The 24219-nt window shown below is 59.1% G+C and carries 22 protein-coding genes; 8 read left to right on the forward strand and 14 right to left on the reverse strand.

The annotated features are described in order from the left end of the window. Positions 1-42 precede the first annotated feature (42 nt). The 8 genes from hemH to QO005_RS22045 all read right to left on the reverse strand — a co-directional run bounded on the left by hemH (position 43) and on the right by QO005_RS22045 (position 9500). Entirely contained in the window at positions 43-1077 is a 1035-nt protein-coding gene (gene hemH / locus QO005_RS22010) for a ferrochelatase (RefSeq protein WP_307160173.1), read from the reverse strand. A 126-nt stretch (positions 1078-1203) separates the two neighbouring features. Further along, on the reverse strand, positions 1204-3120 hold the full coding sequence (locus tag QO005_RS22015; protein WP_307160174.1) for a bifunctional metallophosphatase/5'-nucleotidase: 1917 nt from the start codon (positions 3118-3120) through the stop codon (positions 1204-1206). A 209-nt stretch (positions 3121-3329) separates the two neighbouring features. Then, positions 3330-3698: an outer membrane lipoprotein Omp10 gene (gene omp10, locus QO005_RS22020; RefSeq protein ID WP_307160175.1), complete on the reverse strand. Its 369-nt coding sequence runs from the start codon at positions 3696-3698 to the stop codon at positions 3330-3332. Positions 3699-3958: 260 nt separating this feature from the next. Further along, complete coding sequence (locus tag QO005_RS22025; RefSeq protein WP_307160176.1) at positions 3959-5401, reverse strand: homospermidine synthase; 1443 nt, start codon at positions 5399-5401, stop codon at positions 3959-3961. A 146-nt stretch (positions 5402-5547) separates the two neighbouring features. Next, positions 5548-6195 (reverse strand): aminotransferase class IV family protein, encoded by a 648-nt coding sequence (locus QO005_RS22030; protein WP_307160178.1) that lies wholly within the window; start codon positions 6193-6195, stop codon positions 5548-5550. After that, the gene (locus tag QO005_RS22035) at positions 6180-7340 is read right to left on the reverse strand and encodes an aminodeoxychorismate synthase component I (protein WP_307160179.1); all 1161 of its coding nucleotides are present in this window, start codon (positions 7338-7340) and stop codon (positions 6180-6182) included. Before QO005_RS22035 ends, QO005_RS22030 begins: the two co-directional genes overlap by 16 nt. After that, positions 7337-9190 (reverse strand): M3 family oligoendopeptidase, encoded by a 1854-nt coding sequence (locus QO005_RS22040; RefSeq protein ID WP_370878137.1) that lies wholly within the window; start codon positions 9188-9190, stop codon positions 7337-7339. Before QO005_RS22040 ends, QO005_RS22035 begins: the two co-directional genes overlap by 4 nt. Further along, positions 9180-9500: a hypothetical protein gene (locus tag QO005_RS22045; RefSeq protein WP_307160180.1), complete on the reverse strand. Its 321-nt coding sequence runs from the start codon at positions 9498-9500 to the stop codon at positions 9180-9182. The genes QO005_RS22040 and QO005_RS22045 overlap by 11 nt, the downstream gene beginning before the upstream one ends. A gap of 148 nt (positions 9501-9648) precedes the next feature. On the opposite strand from QO005_RS22045, the gene QO005_RS22050 reads away from it, so the two are divergent. From QO005_RS22050 to QO005_RS22075, 6 genes are all read left to right on the forward strand, one after another. Then, the gene (locus QO005_RS22050; protein WP_307160181.1) at positions 9649-11196 is read left to right on the forward strand and encodes a sigma-54-dependent transcriptional regulator; all 1548 of its coding nucleotides are present in this window, start codon (positions 9649-9651) and stop codon (positions 11194-11196) included. Positions 11197-11387: 191 nt separating this feature from the next. After that, on the forward strand, positions 11388-13361 hold the full coding sequence (mepK, locus tag QO005_RS22055) for a peptidoglycan L,D-endopeptidase MepK (protein WP_307160182.1): 1974 nt from the start codon (positions 11388-11390) through the stop codon (positions 13359-13361). Between the two features lie 277 nt (positions 13362-13638). Beyond that, on the forward strand, positions 13639-15777 hold the full coding sequence (tssI, locus tag QO005_RS22060; protein WP_307160183.1) for a type VI secretion system tip protein TssI/VgrG: 2139 nt from the start codon (positions 13639-13641) through the stop codon (positions 15775-15777). Beyond that, a complete protein-coding gene (locus QO005_RS22065) occupies positions 15765-16430 on the forward strand; it encodes a hypothetical protein (protein WP_307160184.1) in 666 nt (221 codons plus the stop codon). The genes tssI and QO005_RS22065 overlap by 13 nt, the downstream gene beginning before the upstream one ends. A 12-nt stretch (positions 16431-16442) precedes the next feature. Then, positions 16443-17258, forward strand: coding sequence for a hypothetical protein (locus QO005_RS22070; RefSeq protein WP_307160185.1), 816 nt, complete (start codon positions 16443-16445; stop codon positions 17256-17258). Between the two features lie 217 nt (positions 17259-17475). Beyond that, positions 17476-17781, forward strand: a complete 306-nt coding sequence (locus QO005_RS22075) for a PAAR domain-containing protein (protein WP_307160186.1) — start codon at positions 17476-17478, stop codon at positions 17779-17781. 151 nt (positions 17782-17932) lie between these two features. Here the strand turns inward: QO005_RS22075 and QO005_RS22080 are convergent, their stop codons facing one another. From QO005_RS22080 to QO005_RS22090, 3 genes are all read right to left on the reverse strand, one after another. Then, positions 17933-18187, reverse strand: coding sequence for a DUF2312 domain-containing protein (locus QO005_RS22080; protein ID WP_307160187.1), 255 nt, complete (start codon positions 18185-18187; stop codon positions 17933-17935). Positions 18188-18555: 368 nt separating this feature from the next. Further along, positions 18556-18861 carry a DUF1244 domain-containing protein gene (locus QO005_RS22085; protein ID WP_307160188.1) on the reverse strand — a complete coding sequence of 102 codons (306 nt, stop codon included), beginning with the start codon at positions 18859-18861 and terminating at the stop codon, positions 18556-18558. Continuing rightward, complete coding sequence (locus tag QO005_RS22090) at positions 18858-19682, reverse strand: N-formylglutamate amidohydrolase (RefSeq protein ID WP_307160189.1); 825 nt, start codon at positions 19680-19682, stop codon at positions 18858-18860. Before QO005_RS22090 ends, QO005_RS22085 begins: the two co-directional genes overlap by 4 nt. A 319-nt stretch (positions 19683-20001) precedes the next feature. Between QO005_RS22090 and QO005_RS22095 the strand changes: the two genes are divergently transcribed. After that, entirely contained in the window at positions 20002-20472 is a 471-nt protein-coding gene (locus QO005_RS22095; RefSeq protein ID WP_370878138.1) for a DUF1036 domain-containing protein, read from the forward strand. Continuing rightward, positions 20472-21911 carry a pyruvate kinase gene (gene pyk / locus QO005_RS22100; protein ID WP_307160190.1) on the forward strand — a complete coding sequence of 480 codons (1440 nt, stop codon included), beginning with the start codon at positions 20472-20474 and terminating at the stop codon, positions 21909-21911. The genes QO005_RS22095 and pyk overlap by 1 nt, the downstream gene beginning before the upstream one ends. A gap of 39 nt (positions 21912-21950) precedes the next feature. Here pyk and QO005_RS22105 read toward each other — a convergent pair whose 3' ends face one another. The 3 genes from QO005_RS22105 to QO005_RS22115 all read right to left on the reverse strand — a co-directional run bounded on the left by QO005_RS22105 (position 21951) and on the right by QO005_RS22115 (position 24206). Continuing rightward, a complete protein-coding gene (locus QO005_RS22105; protein ID WP_307160191.1) occupies positions 21951-22427 on the reverse strand; it encodes a hypothetical protein in 477 nt (158 codons plus the stop codon). 179 nt (positions 22428-22606) lie between these two features. Then, positions 22607-23578 carry an alpha/beta fold hydrolase gene (locus QO005_RS22110; RefSeq protein ID WP_307160192.1) on the reverse strand — a complete coding sequence of 324 codons (972 nt, stop codon included), beginning with the start codon at positions 23576-23578 and terminating at the stop codon, positions 22607-22609. A 10-nt stretch (positions 23579-23588) separates the two neighbouring features. Then, the gene (locus QO005_RS22115) at positions 23589-24206 is read right to left on the reverse strand and encodes a tetratricopeptide repeat protein (protein WP_307160193.1); all 618 of its coding nucleotides are present in this window, start codon (positions 24204-24206) and stop codon (positions 23589-23591) included. Positions 24207-24219: the final 13 nt, after the last annotated feature.

Raw genomic sequence — 24219 nt, forward strand, 5'->3', positions numbered from 1 at the left:
ACACATTTCATCAAGGGTAAGGTAACAGGGCTTACAACCTTCTCACACCCAGCCCTGCAATTCCCGCCGCACCACGCTTTCCAGCACGCGCATGCCATCGTCACTGTCGTTGAGGCAGGGGATGTGGGTGAATTTTTCGCCGCCATTGTGCAGGAAGTCTTCGCCCGCTTCACCGGCGATTTCCTCCAGCGTTTCCAGGCAGTCGGAGACGAAGCCGGGGTTGAGGATGGCGATGCGTTTCACGCCGTCCTTGGCCAGTTTTTCCACGGTCTTGTCGGTATAGGGTTGCAGCCATTCCTCCGGTCCGAAGCGGGACTGGAAGGTGACCATCAGCTTTTCCTTGGACCAGCCGAGACGGTCGCGCAGGAGCCGCGTCGTCTTGTAGCACTGACAGTGATAGGGGTCGCCCTTCATGAAATAGGACTTCGGAATACCGTGATAGGAGGTGATCACCAGTTCCGGTTCCCAATCCAGCGTCTTCAGATGGCTCTCGATCGAGTTGGCCAGCGCGTCGATATAGACAGGATCGTCGGAATATTGCGGTACGGTGCGCAGCGCGGGCTGCCAGCGCATCTTGAGGAGCGCCTTGAAGGCCTCGTCATTCACCGTGGCGGTGGTGGCAGCGGCATATTGCGGATAGAGCGGGAAGAGCAGGATTTTTTCGCAGCCCCGCTGCTGCAACTCATTCATCTTGGATTTAATCGAAGGCTGGCCGTAGCGCATGGCCCAATCGACGATCACATTCGGCATGTCCTTGAAGGAAGCCGCCATTTTCTCGGCCTGGCTGCGCGTATAAGTGCGCAGATAGCTCTCGTCCAGATCCTTGTTCCAGATGGATTCATAGGCCTTTCCCACCTTTTGCGGGCGCTTGTTCAGCACGATGCCGTAGAGGATCGGATACCAGAGCAGCCGCGACCATTCGATCACGCGGCGGTCGGTCAGGAATTCTGCCAGATAGCGGCGCATGGATGTGTAATCCGTGCCGTCCGGTGTGCCGAGATTGACCAGCAGCACGCCCACCTTTCCAAAATTCACCTTGGGATGGTCGGCGGGGAGATGGCTCATGTCTACGCTCATATCTGGATTATCCTGCTCAGGAATTTCTGTTCCAACTACGCTTTTGCCGCGTCAAAGGATCACTGTACATAAAGAAAAAACCGGCCCGAACAGTTCTGGGCCGGTTTTTTGTCGCATCTCTATCGCTTACTTGGCAGGCAGCGTCAGAACATCGCCGATTTCGATGTGGTTGGGGCGCGGCAGCTTGTTGGCCTTGGCAATCTTCACCCATTCCTCGCCCTGACCATAGGTGGCCTCGGCGATCTTCCACAGGCTGTCACCCTTCACCACCGTATACTGCGTCGGCTGGGCAGCCGAAGGCGGTGCGGAAACCGCAGGTGCTGCCGGTGCGGGTGTTGCCGGAGCAGGCGTGGCCGGGGCTGCCGGCGCAGGGGCAGGGGCCGTGGTCTGGGCGGCGGTGGCCGTCTTCGGCTGGGCGGCGGGCGCAACATAGCCTGCGGGCGTCACCTCACTCACCCGGCCATCGGTGAACGGCTTGTAGGGCGAATGCTTGGCCAGGAAATCCGCCGTGACATCGGCCAGGTCCGGGCCGTAATCATAGGCGTTTTGCCCTGCGGTGGCGAAGATCTTGTAACCATCGCCGCCGGAGCGCATGTAGTTATTGGTCACGACGCCGTAGAGCTTGTTGCGGTCGAGCGGCACGAAACCGTCGCCTTCCTTCACCTGCACATCCATGATGCGGCTGCCGGCGGGCTTGGAGCGGTCGAAGCTGTATTTCAGCCCTGCCACCTGCGGGAAACGACCGGCGCCGTCATCCACCTGGCTGACGCCGTTTTCAAGGGCTGCCACCACGTCGGACCCCTTGAGCTGGAACGTGGCGAGCGTGTTCTGGAAGGGCAGAACGGTAATCACCGAGCCCATCGTCACCTTGCCGCCGCCGATGGAGGCGCGCAGGCCGCCGCCGTTTTGAATGGCGATGCTCATGCCCTGGTTGCGGGTGTGGTCGAGCATGGCTTCCGCCACCAGATTGCCCATGGCGCATTCCTTGGCGCGGCAACTGGTGGACGCGCCATCGATAGCGTCGGTGGCCTCGCCGATTTCCTTCTGGCGCAGTGCCTGGATCGGGCCGCCCAGCTCCTTCACCTTGGCCGCCATGGCCTCGTCCGGCTGGAACTTGGAATCGATCAGGATCGGATCGCCCTTGGCGCTCTTCACCGCGCCGTTGTCATCGAAGACCACGGTGACATCGCCGAGATATTTGCTGTAGGCGGCGGCCGTCACCACCGGCACCTTGTAGCCGCCGGGATTGTCCACCATCGTCGGATAGGGGCCTTCCGCCTTCGGATCGGTGTTGGAGAGCAGCGTGTGCGAATGGCCGCCCACCACCACATCCACATCCGGGATCTGGGCAATCTGCATGTCGCGATGATAGCCGACATGGGTAAGCGCGATGATCTTGTTGACGCCTTCGGCCTTCAGCTTCTTCACCTCGGCGGTGATGGCGGCGATGTCGTCGGTGAATTTCACGTTCGGGCCGGGCGAGGCAAGCTCTGCCGTTTCCGGCGTGATCGCCCCGACAATGCCGATCTTCTGGCCGCCGACCGTCACGATGGTCGAGGGCTTGAAGCGGTCCTTGATGGTGGAATTGGGGCCAGCCTCCAGATTGGCGGCGAGAACCGGAAATTCCGCCTTTTCCAGGAAGGGTGCGATGGCGGTTTCCCCGTCGTCGAATTCATGGTTGCCAAGCGTCATGGCGTCGAATTTCAGGGCGTTCATCACGTCCAGTTCGGCCTTGCCCTTGTAGGTGGTGTAAAACAGCGAGCCCTGGAAATTGTCGCCCGCATTCAGCGTCAGCACGTTCTTGCCGGCAAGAGCGGCGCGGGTCTGGTCCAGCGCCGTCTTCATGCGGGCAGCGCCGCCAAAGCACTGGTTCTTGCTCTCTTCCTCGGCAGAGCAGGTGGCGTCGTATTTGTTGATCGGTTCAATGCGCGAATGGAAATCGTTGATATGCAGGATGGTCAGTTCGAAGTCGGCAAAGGCCACTCCCGAAGACAGCGCGAGCATGGAGATGCTCAGCAGGCCAATCCTAAATCTTTTCGACATTCGTGAACTCCTTGTCTGGTAAAAGCCATTGCGGGACGGCAAAGCCCTGCCGTTCCGTACCCCTCTTTGATGACGTTTGTTTTGGCTATCCGGGCGTGGTCATGTTTTCACCCCCGTAAATTGAGCGCAAGCAAAAACACCCATCGCTCAACACGAAAAAAGCCGCGCGGGGGCGCGGCTTGTCATGACCATGAGGACGGAGTTTTCTCTCAAACCTTGCGGCGCAGCGAAAAGTTCGCGCCTGCATCCGTGGTGCAGTTCAGCTGGCTTGGCGAGACCAGTGCGCAATTGACACGCGACTGCGTCTTGCGCACCAGCGAGGTCATGTTGATTTCCACCAGGGTCGGCGAGAGGTTGGTATAGGTGCCGGAGGCCAAAAGGGCATTGGTATCTGTGGAGCGGGTGGAGAAGCTGCCCGCCTGGAAGGTGGAGACGATGCCGTTCGGGTCCACCCACGCGCCATCCACGCCCTGCGGCTGCAGCGGCTGGTAGCTGACCTGACGCGGCGGCGGCGGGCCCATGCAGGACGATACGGCAAGGGCTGCAGCAAGCAGGGTGGCAATGTGAGCGACCTTCATCACAGTCTCCGTCAATAAGCCTGAAGCGTTTCCACATGTCATCGCAATACAGAAACGCTTCAAATCTTTGTTCTCACGCATTTCCGGACGGAAAACCGGTTCCCACTTTTCCTGAAAATGCTCTTATTGGACCATGCCGCGAAGATGAGGGGAAAGCAAGATAGTGCGGGCCTCATCCTGCCCTTTGAACACAACCGATTGATTGAAAAGCAAAAGACCCGCCGAAACGTGCCGACGGGTCCTTCTGTTCCATTCAAAGTTTACCGAACAAGAATATTCTTGAACTGCCACGGATCCTTCTCGTCCAGGTCCTCCGGGAAGAGGCCCGGGCGGCCGGTGAGCGGCGTCCAGTCGGTGTAATGGCCTTCCACCGGGCCGAGATAGGGCATTTGCACTTCGAGGCAGCGCTTGTAATCCATCTCGTCGGCCTCGACGATGCCGGCCTTCGGGTTTTCCAGCGCCCAGACCATGCCGGCCAGAACGGCGGAGGTCACCTGCAGGCCGGTGGCGTTCTGGTAGGGGGCCAGTTCGCGGGTCTGTTCAACCGAAAGCCGCGAACCATACCAGTAGGCATTCTTGTCGTGGCCGTAGAGCAGCACGCCCAGTTCGTCGATGCCGTCCACCAGCTCGTCTTCGTTCAAGACGTGCAGCACCGGCTGCGCGGTCCCGCCATTGCCGAACATTTCATGCAGCGACAGCACGGCGTCGTTTGCGGGGTGATAGGCATAGTGACAGGTGGGGCGGAAGCTGACCTCGCCATCCTTCTCCACCGTAAAGTAATCGGCAATGGAAATGGATTCGTTGTGCGTGACCAGGAAGCCGTATTGCGGGCCGGGCGTCGGGCACCAGGTGCGCACGCGGGTATTGGCGCCCGGCTGCTCCAGATAGATGGCGGCCTTGCAGCCCTTCTTGTGCTTCTTGGCGTTTTTCGGCATCCAGTTTTCATGCGTGCCCCAGCCGAGTTCGGAGGGCTGCAGACCTTCGGAAATGAAGCCTTCCACCGACCAGGTGTTCCAGAAGACGTTGAGCGGCTTCGGGTTCTTGGTGCGCTGGGTGTCGCGTTCGGCAATGTGAATGCCCTTCACGCCCACCTTCTTCATCAGCTTGGCCCAACCATGGCGGTCATCGGCAGCCGGCTCCTCGAAGGACAGGCCAAGCTCATGGGCGACATTGACCAGCGCCTGCTTGACGAACCACGACACCATGCCCGGATTTGCGCCACAGCAGGACACGGCGGTGGTGCCGCCGGGGTTCTTCTTCTTTTCATGGCGCACGGTTTCGCGCAGCGCATAATTGGTGCGCTCGGCATTGCCCTTGTCCTTGTCGAAGTAGAAGCCGAGCCAGGGCTCGACCACCGTATCGATATAGAGAACATCGAGCTTGCGGCAGAATTTCATCAGGTCGAGCGAAGACGTATCGACCGAGAGGTTGACGCAGAAGCCCTGGCCTTCGCCTTCGGTCAGAAGCGGCTTCAGCAGCTCCTTGTAATTGTCCTTGGTGACATGCGCCTGGATATGCTTCACGCCATGCTTGGCCAGAATGCCCTGGTCGTCTGCGGCGGGATCGATGACCACCATGCGGCTCTTGTCATATTTGAAATGCCGCTCGATCAGCGGCAGCGTGCCGCGCCCGATCGATCCGAAGCCGATCATCACGATCGGGCCGGTGATTTCGCCATGGACCGGGTAAGTCTGGGTGGTCATTCTCTTCTCCTTGAAGGCCGGTCGGTAAGGGCGGCGCAGTTCGTTCGTTCAGCGGAAAACCGCTGCCGCTCACCCTACAGCATAAATAAGCAACAGAATAAAGACGGCTGAGTGACGCGTGCATCACCATTGCGCGGGCAAAGTGGTCAGGCGACGGCTTTCTGCGCGGTTTCCACCAGTTCGGCACGGACAAGGCCGCGCAGGGCATTGCCCACGAAAAGCGGGCGGCCATGCAGGTTTTCCGGTTTCAGCACTTCCGAGCGCGCCTTGCGCTCGCGAATAAGGTCGGCCCGCAAAATGCCGGGCAAAAGGCCGCTGGTCAGTGGCGGGGTGATCAGAATGCCATCCGCCGCCTGCACGAAGACATTGGTAAAGGTGCCCTCGCAAATCTCGCCGCGCTCATTGAGAAGCAGCACTTCATCCGCCGCCTCGGGCGAAAATTCTGCGCGCGCGGCCTCGTAGGGCTCGCGCCTTGATGTCTTGTGCCGGTAGAGCGTGTCGTCGGATTTGAGCCTGGTCTTTTCCGCAATGCGGATGCGCCAGAGGGTGTTTTCCGCCACCGGTTCAAAGGGTGTTGCCGTGACCTCGACCCGGCCGCGGAAATTCATGGTGAGACGGATGCGCAGCGGCGTTTCAGCCCCGCTCACCGCTTCTTTCAAGGCAGCGTCGGCCTTGACCGGCTGTCGAAAGCCCAGCGCATCGGCAGAGCGGCTCAGACGGCGCATGTGCTGGTCCAGCCGCATGAAGCCGGTGCCGGGTTCCCAGCGGAGCGTTTCAATCAGCGTGAAATCCATTGATCACCTACCGCAAAGCGCGCCTTGAGCAGACATTCTTCATATTCCGCCTCGGCTGTCGAATCAAATACTATGCCCCCGCCGACATTGAAAACCGCCTGACCTGTCTTGAAAAGGGACAGTGTGCGGATAGCCACTGAAAACCGCATCGGCCCCGCCGGATCGCAAAAGCCGATCGCCCCGCAATAGATATCGCGCGGGCCTTTTTCCAGCCGGTGCAGGATCTGCATGGCCCACATCTTCGGCGCGCCGGTAATGGAGCCGCAGGGAAACAGCGACTCCATGATGGCTTCCAGTGTGATGCCGGGCAAAAGCTTGCCCCGGACATGGCTGACCAGTTGATGCACGGTGGGATAGGTTTCGATGTGGAAAAGCTTCGGCACCTCGAGGCTGCCGACTTCAATCAGCCGGGAGATATCGTTGCGCAGCAGATCGACGATCATCCGGTTTTCGGCCTGGGTCTTTTCATCGCCGAGCAATGCGGCCTTGATCGCCTCATCCTCCTCACGGCTTGCACCGCGCCGCGCCGTGCCCTTCATCGGATGGGTTTCGATGAAGCCTTGCGCATCCACCTTGAAGAACAATTCCGGCGAGCGCGAGACGATGGCGGGTCCGCCAAGCTCCACCAGCGCACCGTAGCGCACCGGCTGGCGCTCGATCAGCGCCCAGAACACGTCACGCGGCGTGCCGTCAAAGCGCGCGGTCATCGGCATGGTCAGATTGCCCTGATAGCAATCGCCCTGCCGCAGATGCCGGTGAAGCTCATCGAAGGCCTGTCTGTAGGCCGGAAAATCCCAGCCTGCCCGGGGCTCGGTCAGCACCTCGCTGTTGCGCCCGGGGGGAGGGGGAAGGGCCAGCTTATGGTCCTTTCCCTTCGGATGATCGAAAACGCCGAACAGCAGCAATGGCGTTTCGCGCCCGTTCCCGATCAGCGGAAGAAGCTTGTCCTCGAACACGAAGCCCGCTTCATAGGACAGATACCCCGCCAGCCAGCGACCCTCGGCCTTTGCCGCCTCCAGCCGCTTCAAGGCAGGCCGCACCTCCTCGGCGCGGTCCGCCCTGATGATCTCGCGCGGTTCGTCAAACAGCAGCACGTCGCCGCTCTTGTCATCGCGAAACAGGATATAGGGCGCCCCGGCAATCATGCGGACTGGTCAAGCGCCTCCAGCTCGTCGATCAGGCCCTCGATCATCGAGAGCCCCTTGTCCCAGAAGGCCGGGTCCGTCGCATCCAGGCCGAAGGGGGCAAGAAGCTCGGAATGGTGGCGCGAGCCGCCTGCCTTCAGCAGATCGAAATATTTCTGCTGAAAGCCTTCCGCCGCGTTCTGGTAAACGGCGTAGAGCGAATTCACCAGGCAATCCCCGAAGGCATAGGCATAGACATAGAAGGGCGAATGAATGAAGTGGGGAATATAGCTCCACCAGCTCTCATAGCCCTCGGAAATCCGGATGGCCGGGCCTAAGCTTTCCGACTGCACGGACAGCCAGAGTTCACCGATCTGCTCTGCCGTCAGTTCGCCCTCCTTGCGGGCAGTGTGGACCTTGCGCTCGAACTGGTAGAAGGCGATCTGACGCACGACCGTGTTGATCATGTCCTCCACCTTCTGCGCCAGCATGGCCTTGCGTTCGCGCCTGTCGGTGGTCTTGTCCAGCAGCGCCCGGAAGGTCAGCATTTCGCCAAAGACCGAGGCGGTTTCGGCAAGCGTCAGCGGCGTCTGGCACATCAGCGCGCCCTGTTCACCGGCCAGCACCTGATGCACGCCATGGCCAAGCTCATGGGCAAGCGTCATCACGTCGCGCGGCTTGCCGAGATAGTTCACCAGAACATAGGGATGGGCGGATGGCACGGTGGGGTGGGCAAAGGCCCCCGGCGCCTTGCCGGGGCGGGCGGGCGCATCGATCCATCCGCCGGCAAAGAAGCGGTCGGCAATCTCGGCCATTTCCGGCGCGAAGGCGCCATAGGCGGAGAGAACCGTCTCCTTCGCCTCGTTCCAGGGAATGGTGCGGTTGGCGGCTTCCGGCAGCGGGGCGTTGCGATCCCAGTAATTCAGCTGCTCCATGCCGAGCCACTTGGCCTTCATCTTGTAATAGCGGTGCGACAGGCGCGGATAGGCCTTCTCCACCGCTGCCGCCAGCGCATCCACCACCGGGCGCTCGACCCGGTTGGAGAGGTGGCGGCTATCGGCAATATCCTCGAACTTGCGCCAGCGGTCGGAAATCTCCTTGTCCTTGGCCAGCGTGTTGGTGACCAGGGTGAAGATCCGCTGGTTTTCCTTGAAGGTTTTCGAAAGCGCTGCCGCCGCCTTTTCGCGCACCGCGGGGTCCGGCTCCTGCAACAGGTTCAGCGTCGGCTCCAGCGTCTGTTCCTCGCCATCGATGGTAAAGCGCAGCGAGGCCAGCGTCTCGTCGAACAGCCGGTTGAAAGCGGCGGCACCCGTCTGCGATTTTTCAAGGAAAATCTGCTCCAGCTTGTCGTCCAGCTGATGTGGCTTGTCCTTGCGCAGGTCGATGAGCCATGGCCCGTAATGGGCGGTGGCGGGATCGCCTTCGATCGCCGCTTTCAGCAGGCTGTCTTCCAGCCGGTTCAACTCCAGCGTCAGGAAGAGGAGGTGCGCCGAATAATCGGTAAGCTTTGCCTGAACGTCGCCAAAGAACTTGGCGCGGGCGGCATCGGTCATGTCGCTATAATAATAAAGTCCGGCATAGGAACCGATCTTGCCCAAAAGATCCTCCAGCGCCTCGAATTCCTTCAGCACCTGGCCCAGGCCCTGCTCGCCGTTGCGGGTGGCGGCGTCGGCCAGCTTGCCCTTCCATTTGGTCTCGAAATCGCGGCTCATGACGCCCGCTTTGGCGAGATCGGCCTTGAAGGCTTCTGCATCGGGCGCGGCATAGAGGTCGCTCAGCTGCCATTGCGGCAAGTCGCCAAGGGTGGCGGAGGTGGTGGAGACGGCCTCCTGTGCCATGAGGCGGCGATCGCTGAACCTTTCAAAACGCATGGGCTGTCTTCCTTAACTTGTAGCTTTCTGTTGGAGCCTTGCACTCCATCCGTCCTGTGACGAGGCTCATCTCTGCCATCTTTTGCGCCCGCGCGCCACCATTCCTGAACAGGGTTAACGGTTGCTTTGGGCGTCTGTGTGCTTTTCGCACAAACGGCTGATTTTGGGCCTTTTCGCCGGTCCAGAGATAGACAGACGCCCGCTTTGGATCAAGCTTTGAGGCCTCAACTGTATCGTAGCGGGCAAATTGAGGCAGGGTCGATAAAATCCTACCGAAAAGGAGAACGCCTTGTTCAAGGCTGCGTGTCATGGTGACGCCATGGGTGCAGGTGGCTATCCCGCCCGTTCGGGTTGAGGGTCGCCTGCCGTAAAAACACTATCCGTGCCCGGACCGGCAAGCCCGGCGGGTACGCGTCAACAAACCCGTGGCATAGCCATGAAACAGTGGAGAGGCTCAGGTGACTGCACATATTCTCGTTGTCGATGATGATCCGGTACAGCGTCGTCTTCTGAAAGCTGCCGTTGAAGCGCAAGGCCATGTGGCCATTCTGGCCGATGACGGCCAGACCGGGCTTGCGCTTTTCCGCCAGCGGCAGGCCGAGATCTCCGTGGTGCTGCTGGACCTGATGATGCCGGGCATGTCCGGGCTGGACTTCCTCAATGCCATTGGCGGGCAGGAGTCGGATGTGCCGGTCATCGTGCAGACCGGCCAGGGCGGCATCGATACGGTCGTGCAGGCCATGCGGGCCGGTGCCTTCGATTTCGTGGTCAAGCCGGTCTCGCCGGATCGCATCGCCGCAGCACTGACCAACGCATTGAGGGTGGATAGCCGCGATGCCCATCATCGCCCGGCGCGCCGGTCCCGGTCCGGTGCCGTGCATTTTACCGATATCATTTCGGCAAGCCCGGCCATGTCGCGGGTCATCGAATTGTCGCGCCGCGCCGCGCAGTCGCATATTCCGGTGGTGCTCGAGGGGGAATCGGGCGTTGGCAAGGAAATGGTGGCCCGCGCCATCCAGGCCGCCAGCGACCGCGCTTCCAAGCCCTTTGTCACCGTCAATTGCGGGGCCATCGCGCCGAGCATGGTGGAAAGCCTGCTGTTCGGCCATGAGAAGGGCGCTTTTCCCGGTGCCGGCGAACGCCATCTCGGCAAATTTGCCGAAGCCGATGGCGGCACACTTTTCCTTGATGAAATCGGCGAGCTGCCGCTGGAAATCCAGGTGAAACTTCTGCGCGCCGTGCAGGATGGCGAAATCGAGACCATCGGTGCGCGCCAGCCGCAAAAGGTCAATGTGCGGTTGATCTCGGCCACCAACAAGGATCTGATCGAGGAGGTCAAGGCCGGTCGCTTCCGCGAAGACCTCTATTACCGCCTCAATGTTTTCCCCATCACCATTCCGGCGCTGCGCCGCCGCAAGGAAGACATTCCCTTCCTCGCCCGCGCCTTTACCGAGCGCTTTTCCATCGAACAGCGCCTGCCGCGTCCGCTGACGCTGGGGGCCGGGGCGCTTGCCCTGCTGACGGCTTTCGATTGGCCGGGCAATGTGCGCCAGCTTGAAAACGCCATCTACCGCGCCGTGATCCTGGCGGAAGGACCGGAACTGACGGAAAATGATTTCCCGCAGATTCTCGCCCAGATCCCCGGCGGGCTGAAGCAGGAAAATTTCTGGACGGGCCTGACCGCCCTTGGCGAAGGGGCCTCGGTGCCAGGTCAATCGCGCGGTCTCGACCGCGAGGAACTGGCCTTCATCGATCGCCTGCCCACCCCGCGTGTGGAAGATCCGCGTCCTGCCTTCATGGACAATGCCATTGCAAGCATTGATGAAAATGGCAATGTCCGACGGCTGGCGGAGATCGAGGAAGAGCTGATTCGCTTCGCCCTGAAATTCTATCGTGGGCAGATGAGCCAGGTGGCGCGCAAGCTCGGGATTGGCCGCTCCACCCTGTATCGCAAGCTCAAGGATTATGGTATCGATCCCGATAATCCGCAAAAGCATGCGGCGTGATAGCGCATCCCCGTCAGCAAACTGTTAACCTCCGGGTAAGGATGTTTGATTAGTCCTTGTCAATGGGTTGTTATGGATTGGTTCACCATATATGAATCAATCCCGCCGCTGTGGCAGTTCTGCCATGTAGTTACCGTATTTCACGGCCATGTGATAGGCTGAGGGATGCGTCGAGACTGACGGGGACGGATTTGCGGAATACTGATGTACCAACATCGCCCTCCGGGCACGAGCGGTCTTGCCGCGCGGTGAAAGGCGGGTCAGCAGTCTCCAGGCTGTTTCTCACGGCATTCCTGTTTTTGGCCGTGGCGATTGCCGGACTGTTTTCGAGCACCGGGTCGGCCTCTGCCGAAACCCGGTCTCTCCGCATTTATTTCGTCCATACCGGCGAAAAGCAGGAAATCACCTACAAGCGCAACGGCCGTTACGATCCCAAGGGGCTACAGCAGCTCAACACCATTCTGCGTGACTGGCGGCGCAATGAGGCCACCAAGATGGACCCGCGCCTGTTCGATCTGGTGTGGAACGTCTATCAGAAGTCGGGCGCCTCCGGTTATATCTACGTCGTCTCCGGCTATCGCTCGCCCCAGACCAATGCGATGCTGCGCTCGCGCTCCGCAGGGGTCGCCAAGGAAAGCCAGCATATGCGCGGCACGGCGATGGACTTCTTCATTCCCGGCGTTGCGCTGAAAACACTGCGTGACATCGGCCTGAAAATGCAGGCCGGCGGCGTTGGCTATTATCCCAATTCCGGCTCGCCCTTCGTGCATATGGACGTGGCGGGCGTGCGCTCCTGGCCGCGCGTGCCGCGCGACGAACTGGTGCGCCTTTTCCCCGATGGCAAGACCTTGCATATTCCTGCCGATGGCAAGCCTTTGCCGGGCTATGATCTGGCGCTTGCGGAATACAAGCGACGATTGGGCTCCGAAGAAATCCTGATGGCGGATAGCAGTCCGAAGGCGCGAGGGCGACCTCGAAACCTGATGGCGATGCTGTTTGGCGGTGGTGATGAAGACGAGGATGAAGATTCCGCGCCCGCGCCCACCCAGCCGCAGCGTGCCCAGACGCCGCCGCGCCAGCCTGAGCTGACCAACCCGACACCGCCGCCGCAGGCTTCCGTTGCCGTCGCTTCGGCCCAGCCGTCGTCGCCTGCCATCGATGCGCCCGTGCCGCTGTCGCGTCCGGCCATGGAACAGGGACCGGGCAGCCTTGCCGTGGCTCTTTATTCTCCCGGTGGCCGCAATGCGGCGGAGGACGCCTTGCAGAAGGTGGCCGAGGCCCAACCGCGCAATGTGCCGATCCCGATCTCGCCCGATCAGGCCAATGCCCAGAACGGCTATGCGGATCTCGCGTCCTACAAGATCCCGGTTCCCACACTGCTTGATCAGCGCTCCGGCCGTGGTGAGCAGGGTCTGATGACCGCATCGCTGGCGCCCGGCTCGCTGCCGCCAGTGGAAGATGGGGTCATGCATATTCCCGTTCCTGCCGGTCGTCCGGCACTGGCCGATGCCATGGCGGCAACGCAGCCGCAATCGGCAAAGGAACCGACGACGGTTGAGGAAGCCATGCTCTCGCCCGCTGCCGCCGATGCGCTGGACCGCAGCATGTCGGTGCCTGCCGTGATCCCTGCCCAGCGTCCGCAGCCTGATTTTGCCGCAACACCGGCGAATGCCCCGGTTCCTTCGGCCCCGCCGGCCATGCAGCCGGCTCCAACCCAGGCTCTGGCGCTTGCAGCACCAGGCAAGCCGCAGCCGCAAATGCCGGTTTCCAATGCGCCGGTCGTGGTCAAGCAGTCTCCGCCGCAGCAGGTGGCATCGCTTGCGCCGGCCAAGCCGCGTAATCAGCCGGGCAATTATGGCGATGTTTTCGACCAGCCGAAGCCGGTGGCCAAGGCTGCCGAGCCTGGCCTGCCGGTCAAGGGTGCCCGCCCGGGCCCGAGCGAGGCGGAAGCTGCCAATCTCGGCCTTCCCGGCGGCAATCAGTTGACCCGCACCATGGTGTCGCAATGGGCGCTGAACAAGGGTGAGGCAACGGCTCCGAAATCCGGCAAGTCCGGTCGCGTTGTGCCGCGCGCCATCATTTCCACCCCGGCCGAGCCGGACATGCCGGTTGGCCTGAATTCCGCGCCGCCGATTGATCCGGCCCGCTTTGGCGCGATCCGGTAAACACGCTTTCACAGATTGAAAAACAAGCGGCGGAAGATGCACATCTTCCGCCGTTTTTGTTGGCTGCGCAGTGAAGCAGCCTCTGTGCTGCGCCCGTTCTCAACGCAGACCGATCAGCAATGGTCCAATCTTGCTTAGGTAACCCGCTAGCTCAGGCTTGACCTTTTGGGAAGCTGCTCTAATCTCGACACAAATATGACGCGTTTGAAATAGTCCGGGCAAGCTTGGCGTGTCCGTTTTTGCATTTTTGATGACGTGCTGTGGGGAAGGGGCGTTGATGGACGATATAATATTGCCGACCGGTTTCATTCAGGCGAACCGCGTGCTGAAGCTTTCCTCGCCTTTGGGTGAGGATCAATTGCTACCGGAACGGATGACGGTGGATGAGGGTGTCAATCGTCTGTTCGAAATCAAGCTTTCGGTGCGCGCCAAGCGTGAGGCGGTGAAGCCGGACGAGTTGATCGGCCATCTTGTGGACGTCTCGCTGGAAATACGGCAAGGAGAATTCGATGAGGAGGGCCTTCGCCGCCCCTTCAACGGCCTTGTCACGGACCTTGAGGAAGGCCCGCCGGTTACGCGCGGTCTGCGCTCCTATACACTGACCATCCGCCCGCAGATGTGGCTGCTGTCCCGCCGGTCCGATTGCCGCATCTGGCAGGACATGACCTCGGTGCAGGTGCTGGAAACACTGTTTTCCGAACATGGCCTGCCTGCGCCGGACATCGGCATCATGCACAACAAGCCACCGGCACAAATCTATTCTGTCCAGTGGAATGAAAGCGATCTGGATTACCTTCTGCGCCGGTTGCAAGAGGACGGAATCTTCTTCTGGTTTCTGCATGAGCCCGGTCAGCACCGCCTGCGGGTTACAGATCACCAGATCGGCTGGTCAGACCCTTCCGAAAGCGCCGAGGGTGAGGAGCGCGTGCGCATTGCCCAGGGGTCTTCGGACCGCAACCATATCACGGAATGGATGCGCCGGTTCCGCTATATTCCGGGCCGCCGCGTGGATGCCGACTGGAATTTCGAGACCCCCGGCACCGTGCCGCGCAGCACAACGCCCTCCATGGTGCAGATGCCGGGATCAACCGCCCGCGAACTCTACGAATATCCGGCCCGCATCTCCGATCATCCCGAGGCGGAGCGGGCCGGAAAATTGCGCGCCCAGGCCAGCGAAGCGGATCATGAGCGCGTCACGGGCAGTTCGACCGTGCGCATATTGGAACCCGGACGGCGCTTCACGCCTTATGAGGAGCCGAACCCCGAGCACGAGTATGAGGAATACGTCATCACGCGTATTGTCCACGAGGTGGTGGACCGCTCCTACGAGACGGTGGAAAGCCAGCCGGAATATGGCAACCACTTCGAGGCGCTGCCTGCCCGCCTGCCGCTGACCCCGCATCGGTCAACGCCGCGCCCGCGCATCGAGGGCGCCCAGGTGGCGATCGTCGCAGGCCCCGAAGGCGAAGAAATCCATCCGGATAAATACGGACGCATCAAGCTCTGGTTCCCCTGGGACCGCCGCGCCAAGAAAGACGGCTCCGACACCTGCTGGGTCCGCGTTTCCCAAAGCTGGGCGGGCGGCCTCTGGGGCTCCCAGGTCATCCCCCGCATCGGCATGGAAGTCATGGTTGCCTTCATCGACGGCGACCCGGACCGGCCATTGGTGACGGGAGTTGTACCCAATCCGCATAATCCTGTGCCTTATGAGTTACCGGGGAACAAGACGCGGAGTGTTTTCAAGACGAAGACGCATAAAGGCTATGGCTTCAACGAGCTTCGATTTGAAGATGCGTCGGCACGTGAAGAAATTTTTATGCATGCGCAAAGGGACTTTAATACCGAGGTCCGTAATAACGAGACCAAAAATGTAGGCGGAAATCAACACACGCAAATCATGCGAAATCTGACAAAATTTGCCGGAGGGTTTGAAGCCCATTATTCTGGTCTTGGTTATATGGTTGCTACGCAGGGAACACTCTCCTTGTCCGCTGGCCGCGCGAGCCCGATAAGCGTTATTGATCCCGCGTTTTTTTCGTCAGGCGGAACAATTTTGCCTCACTTCACAAATTTATTGACCGACGTTGAGGAGAATATTGCCTATCGTCCCGGCTCTATCAGTCTTAATAGCGCTGCCGAGTGTGCAGTGCATGCTGCCGGTGATGTCGCAATTGGGGCCCAGGAGAGCGTTTCTATAAGCGCTCAGGAAAGTGTTACATTGTCGTCCAGCGAAAACATTCGTCTGACGGCCGGTCAATCTATCATAACCTATGCAGGGGGTAACTTTGTATTGGCATCAGATTCCGCCATGATTCTGCGTGCTGGTGCGGCTGAAATAATATTGAACCCAAACGGTGAGATTTCCATAAAGGGTACAACTATAACGCTTCAGGGCGAGAAAATATGTCTCAATTAACCAACGTATCCCGCTTCTTGATGGTTGCTGTTCTTTCGGTGCTTGGATGCATACCTGTGGCTTCTGCCGCATCTGGTGGTGCTCAATCATTTGATGCAGCCAAGGCGTTCTGTGAGCGCCAAACCTTCGTTCTAGAGAAATTAGACGAGGTTAAACCATGGCTCGACTATTTCAGCGGTCTCCGAAACGGGCGATCACCTGCTCCTGATGCGGCATGCGATAGCTCTACGGTGCGCGCTATCTTAAATATCGTCGGTAGCGGTGACATGGAGAAAGCAAAAGATTCCCGCTCGTCTTTTTTTGCCTTTTATGTCGCGAGGGCCATGGAGCCAGAACTGGCTGATCGACGTATGGACACAGATAGATCATTTCGTTATCGTAACGATATTGTATTGGCGAGTTTTGTCTGGCTCCTTTGTCCCGGGCATGCAGATCATAGGTCAGCCTGTCTAAAAGAGAATGTTGAAGCGTTTCCGGCTGAGTTTCTGAAGACGAGCCCGGTTTTTTGCGATTTTGCTGAAGGTGGAACGGCAAATATCGAGTGGCCTCCGAATCCTGCCGCTTTGCCATTGATGTGTGCAGGTGCTGGTAATTCATCGGTGACTGCTCAAAACAGTTGGCTTAAGCAAGCGACAATTATTCTAGGCGACTAAGGAACAGGTGCCATGCCGCAGACAGAAAAGCTGAATGCTCTCGGTATTCCGGTAATCAACTTGCCCGAAGATATTGGTGACGGTCCCTTCCTTTCTCCATCGGGCAACGGGAAAGCCGAGGGACCTAAGATGGCAGAGTCGGAAGAGCTTTTTCGACGCACGGAACCGTTCAAAGACAACTTTCTGACTGACATGCCCGTCCTCGGGCGATCGTCGCATATTATGATTGGCAGGTTTCACGTCAGTGATACTCTGAAGCCCCAATCTTTCCGTCGTGTCTACCAAACATTCTCTTACCAAGAGAGTGCAGATTTGAAGGGGACGTTTGAGATCCGCTTTACTGGTGCGGGTATTGCGATCTTCAGGGAGTCGATGGATGCTTTGGCAGGGAATGTGGGGCCGAAAGCGAAAGGCGCGTTTGCTGATGCGATGGACACTTTGGAGGCTGGTAAACTCGTGGCACAGCCCACGTTGCCTTCTCAGGCTACGACCTATGAAATTCGTTTGCGGATGCCAGGTTATGAACCAGATGGAAGTGGTCGCACCCTGCCAGTCGATCCTCGATGTGTGCTTGCCACAAGCGAGGAAGGTCAGAGACTTCTAAAGCAAAATTCCATTGAAACCTTTTCATTCGGTAACCACGCGAATGAACGCCGAGTTTTTCCTATTACATATCCTGTCGGGCGTTCAATCCCCGTGATCTTTGACATTATCAATCGATCTTCCGGGTTTTCTATTAATGTCGATCTAATCGTTGAGGTGCTGATTGATAGATCGAAGCAAAATGCCGAGTTTTATAAATCTAATAAATCGTTACAGGCGAAGTAAATTCCATCCCAATGAAAATATGGTTCTAGGTGCCGCCGTTCTATCTGCAAAGCTCGATGGCGTTTTAGGCTGGATATCAGCAGGGGATGAAGCAATTACATTGTCTGTCACAGGGGGTCAAGCTAAATAAAGTTCATGATCAAAATAGCCGATTTTCTATATTTTCTTAGAATGTGACCGTTTTCCTTAGAAAAACTAACTTTCAAGGAGCAGCAGTATGCCCGCCATCACCCGTCTCGGAGATATCGGTTCCGGCCACGCCTGCCATTTCCCGCCCACGCCGTCTGTAGAGGCGAGTGGCGATGTGTTCATCAATGGGCGCGGGGCCGTGCGGGTTGGCGATGCTTATGCCGCGCATGCCTGCTCTTCCTGCCCGGAGCCCAGTCATGGGCGAGCGCTGGCTGCGGGGTCGCCGACAGTTTTTATCAACGGCAAGCCTGCGGGGCGGATTGGTGACGCGATCGATTGTGGAGGTGCGGCGGCGGAAGGCTCGGCTGATGTCTTTCTGGATGACGGTGCCTGAATAAGGTTCCACAATTCTTGGCAGGCACGTCATTGGCCGAAAGAGGCCAGCGCTTGAACTGGCGAAAAGATTTTGTTTTTAGCGTTATAGCGCGCGAGGTGTGCCGTTCTACGGTCGCGTGCCTTTGCTTCGCGACCGTAGAACGTCTTTCTCATTCCATGCCAAGAGCGGCCATGTAGGTCTGGAGAATGGTTTCTTCTTCCAGACGCTCGTTGGCATCCTTCTTGCGCAGGCGGATAATGGTTTTCATGGCCTTGGTGTCGTAGCCACGGCCCTTTGCCTCGCCATAGACGTCCTTGATGTCGTCGGCGATGGTCTGCTTTTCTTCCTCAAGGCGTTCGATCCGTTCGATGAACTGCCGCAGTTCGGCTGCTGCTACGTTTTCTACGCCGGTTTCTTCGCTCATGCTGTTTCCTCTAGCTATGGCTCACGCTGTCTGCTGGCCTGCAACAGGCCGGGCCAAGTGTGATCGGTCAGTGATATGGGGTGGCAGGTCGGGGAGGGACTTTGTGCCGTCAGGTCCGGAGAGGGGTTTTCATTGCGCCAACCGTTCCATGGAAGCGCTCAGGCTTATCGCGGGCGATGCCATCAGCATCAGACATCGAGATCTCCTTGCATCTGCACGGGCGGCAGGCGCTTCTCTGAGAGAGCGGGCTTTTGCCGCAGTTGAAACATGATGAGCCGGAAGGCGTTCCCCTGGCCACACCACCCTGGCACAGGTGGCGTTGACCTGCCTTGAAGTGAACGCGAGGTCAAGCTTTTTTGCGGCAGCCCTTATTCCTCGGGGCGATTTTCCTCGAAAGCGCGCTTCTGGTCCTCGGTAGCTTCCCGCTGGTAAAGCGCCTTCCACTCCTTATACGGCATGCCATAAATATGATGGCGTGCCTCATCCCGGACCATCTCGATGCTGGCTTCGTCTGCTGCGTCCTGATACCAGTTGGCCAGGCAGTTGCGGCAGAAGCCCGCCAGGTTCATCAGGTCGATGTTCTGCACATCGGTGCGTTCCCGCAAATGGGTGATCAACCGGCGGAAGGCTGCTGCTTCCAGTTCCGTCTGCTGCTGGCGCGTCAGTTCAGTCATGGTGTCCTCACGCTTGTTTCTTTCCGGTCTTGTCCTGTGCCGTCAGCACGGGAGATGAAGTGCCGCTCCATATGCAGGGCAGGATCTGCGTTCAAGGCCTCGAAAATCGGTGCGAGCCGTTCCACCCAGAGGTCAATGCCCGAGGCATCGCCAATCAGATCCTGGCGAACCTCCAGCAGGGCATGTGGTAGCCCCGCCATCATGCAATGACGGTACATGGTATCGCCTTTCAGCGCGCCATCATAGGGTTCATTGTCGCCGATCAGAAGGTCGCCTAGCGAGCGAAGCGCCGTCAGAAGCGGAAGAACGGCCCGGTCATCGCTGTCCCACAGCACGGCGGCATGCCAGGGGCGGGGCACGCCCTTCCAGGCGGGCGTATAGGAATGCAGCGACAGCACCAGCGGCGCCTTGCCGCTCTTTGTGGCGGCATCTTGGATCGTCTCCGCCACGGCCTGATGATAGGGCCGGTGATAGGCCTCGATACGGTGCTGCCATTCCTCGGCGGTGATGGGGTGATTTCCCGGAATGATGGCGCCATCGGAAATGCGCATGATCAGCGTTGGGTCATCCTCGCCACGATTGGGGTCGATCAGCAGGCGGGAAAAGCGGCACAGCACAGCCGGAACCCGAAGCTTCGCCGCCAGTTTGCGGGTCAGCGGTTCGATGCCGATGTCATAGGCGATATGACGGTGAAAAGCACTTTCCGGCAGGCCAAGATCGCCATAGGCCGTTGGCAGCAGGTTCATGGCATGATCGGCCAGCAGCACCAGGCCACGTTCGGCCTCACCGGGCAGAATTTCGAAGGGGGGGAAATCGGTCATGGGCATCGTGTTATATCAAGTCCTTGTTTCATCAGCGCTGTCTCTGCGGCGCTTTTACGACCCTGTCATGCGGATTTGTTATGAGAGGAAAAATTGTATGCTTTTCTTTGCGGACAGCTGGTGGGGAAATGGAAATCCCTTGTTGATGAATTTATAGAGGATAACGTTGCGCGCATTTACCCGGCGGTCACCTTTGTGCCAAACTCCGTCACGATGATTTGTTGTCACAATATAATCGATTAGACTCGCGTTGACTTTCTCGGCCCATAGTCGCAAGAAGGCAGCACAGAAAAATGGAGTTCCGTCGGAAGCCGTGCCCATCTCCAACACACTCTCTTCCGTAGCAGGATCCGGCCTTTTGCCGCGCCTTTTCCTGTTTTCCAGCCTCGTGGTCGCGTCTTTTGCCTTCGCGGCTCCGGCGCGCGCCGAATTTCGCGTGTGCAACGGCACGCAAAACCTTGTGGGCGTGGCCATCGGCTATCGCGCCCAGGAAGGCTGGATCAGCGAGGGCTGGTGGCAGGTGCCTGCCTCCACCTGCGCCACCCTGATCGAGGGGGAACTCCAGTCGCGCTACTATTATCTTTATGCCGAGGATGCGGCCCGTGGTGGCCGCTGGACCGGAAACGTCAACATGTGCGTGGCGGAGAACGAGTTCAAGATCGTCGGTGTCGAGGATTGCTTCAAGCGCGGCTATCAGCAGATGGGATTCAAGGAATATGACACGGGCCGCCAGGGAAGCTGGATGGTTCAGTTGTCCGACACGCCAGGGACGCAGGAAGGCCAGAAGTGATGAAGCGCAACCGCAAAGTAAAGATCCTCGCAACGCTGGGCCCGGCCTCGCAGGAAGAAGCGATGATCCGCAAGCTGCATGAGGCAGGCGCCGATCTTTTCCGAATCAATATGAGCCATGCCAGCCACGATCTGATGCGCACGCTGGTGCAGCGTATCCGCAATGTCGAGGCTGCCTGTGGCCGCCCGATCGGCATTCTGGCCGATCTTCAGGGTCCGAAACTCCGCGTCGGCAAGTTTGCCAATACGGTGGTGGAGCTGAAGCCGGGCCAGACCTTTACGCTGGACAACAAGGATGAGCCGGGCGACGACACCCGCGTTTTCCTGCCGCATCCGGAAATTCTGGAAGCCGTCAAGCCGGGTGACCGTCTGCTGATCGATGACGGCAAGCTGCATCTGCGGGCCGAAAAGACCGATGGGAAAAGCATTGTCTGCACCGTGATCGCCGGCACCAAGATTTCCGACCGCAAGGGTGTCAGCCTGCCCGATACGATTCTGGCCACCGGCGTGCTGACCGACAAGGACCGGGCCGATCTCGATGCCGTTCTCGCCGTGGGCGAGGTGGATTGGGTGGCGCTCTCCTTCATCCAGCGTCCGGAAGATCTGTCGGAAGTGCGCAAGATCGCCCGCGGTCGCGTCGGCCTGATGTCGAAGATCGAAAAGCCGCAGGCGATCGAACGGATCGATGAAATCATCGAATTGTCGGATGCGCTGATGGTGGCGCGCGGTGACCTTGGCGTTGAAATGCCGCTGGAAGCCGTTCCTGGCCTGCAGAAGCAGTTGATCCGCGCCTGCCGCAAATCCGGCAAGCCGGTGGTCGTCGCCACCCAGATGCTGGAATCGATGATCTCCGCGCCCGTGCCAACCCGCGCCGAAGTATCTGACGTGGCAACAGCCGTTTTCGAAGGTGCCGACGCCATCATGCTGTCGGCGGAATCGGCCTCGGGTCAGTATCCGGTCGAAGCTGTCTCCACCATGGCCTCGATTGCCCGCACCATCGAGCGTGAGCCGCATTATCCGGGCATCATCTATGCCCAGCGTCCGCAGCCGGAAGCCACTGGCGCCGATGCGATTTCGCTGGCTGCCCGCCAGATCGCAGAAACGCTCAAGCTCACCGCCATTGTCTGTTATACCTCTTCCGGCAATACCGGCCTGCGTGCCTCGCGTGAGCGCCCGGAAGTGCCGATCATCGCGCTGTCGCCGGTCATTCAGACGGCACGCCGCCTGTCGGTGGTCTGGGGCCTGCATTGCGTGGTCTCTGAAGAGCCGACCGATCTGGACGACATGGTCAACCGCGCTTGCCGTATCGTCGTTTCGGAAGAATTCGGCAAGCCAGGTGATCGCGTGATCATTTCCGCAGGCGTGCCGCTCGGCACGCCCGGCGCGACCAACATGCTGCGCATCGCCTATATTGGCCCGGACGGCCTGAGTGGCGTCTGATCGAAGGCCCTGAGGGGGAGGGGTATCCTCCCTGCGAATTCAGTCAAGCGCTCCCACCGAATCGGTGGGGGCGTTTTTTGTTTGCAGCGGCTGAGACCGACCTGTGAAGAAAGCAATCGAGGCGTCGTGAGCAACGTCGGTGCTCTTCAATTTACGGTGGTCTTTATTCCCGTGACTTTTATGAGATCCGGCCGCAGCTTTCTTGACTGAGAAAACCGTGTTTTTTGAATGCGTTGCAGCAAATTTCATTTCGCACATGCAGCGCAATCCACACCTCCTTGCGATGAAATCTTTCTTCCGGAAGCTTTTACCTCCGGCCTTGTCATTGTTTTGAAACAGATTTAGGCTTTCATGGTCGATGACGTAACGAAAAAAGCCGCACAATGGCGGCTTTTTATCATATTCGAATATGAAGAATATTATAATAACTAAAATATAATTACGTCGTTGAGAAAATTTCTTCTTCAAAAATTCCCTCGTTACTACGCTTAACTCAATACAAATTTTTGCTTGCATTGTCAATACTCAGCCAGCAAAAGTTGTCACCCTCTCCCTGCGTGGTTATGGAGGGCTTAACCCCCATTTACCCCGGTGCTTGTAAGGGTCAAAATCGCGGTTGAGCTTAAAATTCAGGGCAATTTAATGGTGCAGCAAATGCGCGCCTGTTCCGCAGTGACAATCATCCCAGGTTGTGTTCACTTGCTTTTCTCAGACTTCAGGGTGAGGCGCTCAAGGGCTCGTATGGCCCGTTTCCCCTCAATATAATCGGGTTTATGCCCTCTCCCCTCCAGCCAGATCAGCTCGGCATGTTCGATGTCCCGTTCCAGGCCACGTGCGTGAATTTCGGCCAAAACGATGGGGTCCTGTGTGCCAGAGAGGATGATGGTGGGGATTTTTATCTCGCGATAGCGCGGCGAAAACGCGGTAACATATTCGTGAAGGGAGGAAATGTCCTCCGCATTCCAGCGAAAGGTCTTTGGCCTGAGCACCAGCGCCGGTCCGGTGGTGGCCACATAGTCCGCCGGACGGTCGTCCGGAGCGAAGACGGCTTTCGTCGCTGCGTCGAGTTTCAGCCAGCCGGCAAGCGGCACGATGAGGTGGGCGAAGAGCCGCCCGAGGAATGGCCGTCTGGCGAGCCGGTAATGCCAGTCGACACCGCCCGGCCAGGGATGGGTTGCCGGTGCCAGAAAGAGCAGCCCCAGCGTCTTTTCGGGAAAGAGCACGGCAAAGCTGGCGGCGATGGCGCCGCCGAAAGAGTGGCCGACAATGAGTGCGCGATCCATGCCAAGGCGCTCCATGGCGCGCGCCAGACATCGCGCCTGGCCGTCCGGATAGGCGTTTTCCGGGCCGCCGCGATCGGAATAGCCATGCCCAGGCCTGTCGATGAACAGTAACTCTGCTCGACCCTCAAGATCTGTCCGAAATGCACCGGCCTGATCGCGCAGATTGCCGCTGGCGCCGTGAATGAAAACGATCGGGGGCAGGTCCGCCTTCGGGCCCGCTGGAATGTGCAGCACGTTCAGCCGCAGGTCTCCGAGGTCAAGCCGTTCGCCGATATTGGGAACGTCCCGCTCGACGCGGTGGGTGAACCAGCATGAAAACATCAGGAGCCCGAGCGCCAGCGCCCCGAGCATGCAGGTGAGGATCAGGACAAGAGTGCCCGTCACTGGTTATGGCTCATGTTCTGCTGCCGGCCAGCTTTTCGGACAGAGTGGTGACAGCCTCCTGGGCATCGCGATCTGCCGGATAGATGTCGAGATAGCGTTGCCAGGCCTCCAGCGCCTTGGCGTCACGGCCCGTTTCCGTCAGAATGGCCGCCAGCCCGGACAGTGCGGCGAAATGCCGAGGCTGCAATTGCAGGACATGATTAAGGTCGGATACGGCCTTGCGATAATCATTCATCGCATAATGCAGGGTGGCGCGCCTGTGCCAGGCTTCCGCGAAATCGGGCTCAAGAACGATGGCCTGATCCAGAAAATCCAGGGCGGCTGCGTTGTTCTTCTTCTTCAGCGCATCCGCGGCCCATTGCATCATCAGGTTGACGGTCGGGCTGCCCGAATCGCTCCATTCGATCAAAATCGCACCGCTGATCGCCTTGGCGGTCTCAGGCTGCCGTTCGCGCTTCAACTGCTCCAGCAAGTCGGCCACCGGTTTCGTGGCGAGACTTTGCGCATCGGGGTTTTCAAGCCGCTCCACCGTGTCCTTTTGCTCCTGCGCCATCAAAGCGGCAGGGGCCAACAACAACAGAGCCATGGTCAAACGAAGAAAGCGCATGGCGATAACTCTATCGCGCATGCGCTTTCTTTCA

The organism is Allorhizobium paknamense (assembly GCF_030815125.1).
Taxonomy (GTDB): domain Bacteria; phylum Pseudomonadota; class Alphaproteobacteria; order Rhizobiales; family Rhizobiaceae; genus Allorhizobium; species Allorhizobium paknamense.

What these genes read in the sequence shown, in the direction of transcription:
- QO005_RS22105 (WP_307160191.1), bottom strand. Translation starts at nt 22,427, where the DNA reads ATGCAAGCAAAAATTTGTATTGAGTTAAGCGTAGTAACGAGGGAATTT.
- QO005_RS22045 (WP_307160180.1), bottom strand. Translation starts at nt 9,500, where the DNA reads ATGACACGCAGCCTTGAACAAGGCGTTCTCCTTTTCGGTAGGATTTTA.
- QO005_RS22025 (WP_307160176.1), bottom strand. Translation starts at nt 5,401, where the DNA reads ATGACCACCCAGACTTACCCGGTCCATGGCGAAATCACCGGCCCGATC.
- QO005_RS22085 (WP_307160188.1), bottom strand. Translation starts at nt 18,861, where the DNA reads ATGACTGAACTGACGCGCCAGCAGCAGACGGAACTGGAAGCAGCAGCC.
- QO005_RS22030 (WP_307160178.1), bottom strand. Translation starts at nt 6,195, where the DNA reads ATGGATTTCACGCTGATTGAAACGCTCCGCTGGGAACCCGGCACCGGC.
- QO005_RS22035 (WP_307160179.1), bottom strand. Translation starts at nt 7,340, where the DNA reads ATGATTGCCGGGGCGCCCTATATCCTGTTTCGCGATGACAAGAGCGGC.
- QO005_RS22070 (WP_307160185.1), top strand. Translation starts at nt 16,443, where the DNA reads ATGCCGCAGACAGAAAAGCTGAATGCTCTCGGTATTCCGGTAATCAAC.
- QO005_RS22015 (WP_307160174.1), bottom strand. Translation starts at nt 3,120, where the DNA reads ATGTCGAAAAGATTTAGGATTGGCCTGCTGAGCATCTCCATGCTCGCG.
- QO005_RS22090 (WP_307160189.1), bottom strand. Translation starts at nt 19,682, where the DNA reads ATGACCGATTTCCCCCCCTTCGAAATTCTGCCCGGTGAGGCCGAACGT.
- pyk (WP_307160190.1), top strand. Translation starts at nt 20,472, where the DNA reads ATGAAGCGCAACCGCAAAGTAAAGATCCTCGCAACGCTGGGCCCGGCC.
- QO005_RS22080 (WP_307160187.1), bottom strand. Translation starts at nt 18,187, where the DNA reads ATGAGCGAAGAAACCGGCGTAGAAAACGTAGCAGCAGCCGAACTGCGG.
- tssI (WP_307160183.1), top strand. Translation starts at nt 13,639, where the DNA reads ATGGACGATATAATATTGCCGACCGGTTTCATTCAGGCGAACCGCGTG.
- QO005_RS22115 (WP_307160193.1), bottom strand. Translation starts at nt 24,206, where the DNA reads ATGCGCGATAGAGTTATCGCCATGCGCTTTCTTCGTTTGACCATGGCT.
- QO005_RS22040 (WP_370878137.1), bottom strand. Translation starts at nt 9,190, where the DNA reads ATGCGTTTTGAAAGGTTCAGCGATCGCCGCCTCATGGCACAGGAGGCC.
- QO005_RS22075 (WP_307160186.1), top strand. Translation starts at nt 17,476, where the DNA reads ATGCCCGCCATCACCCGTCTCGGAGATATCGGTTCCGGCCACGCCTGC.
- omp10 (WP_307160175.1), bottom strand. Translation starts at nt 3,698, where the DNA reads ATGAAGGTCGCTCACATTGCCACCCTGCTTGCTGCAGCCCTTGCCGTA.
- hemH (WP_307160173.1), bottom strand. Translation starts at nt 1,077, where the DNA reads ATGAGCGTAGACATGAGCCATCTCCCCGCCGACCATCCCAAGGTGAAT.
- QO005_RS22065 (WP_307160184.1), top strand. Translation starts at nt 15,765, where the DNA reads ATGTCTCAATTAACCAACGTATCCCGCTTCTTGATGGTTGCTGTTCTT.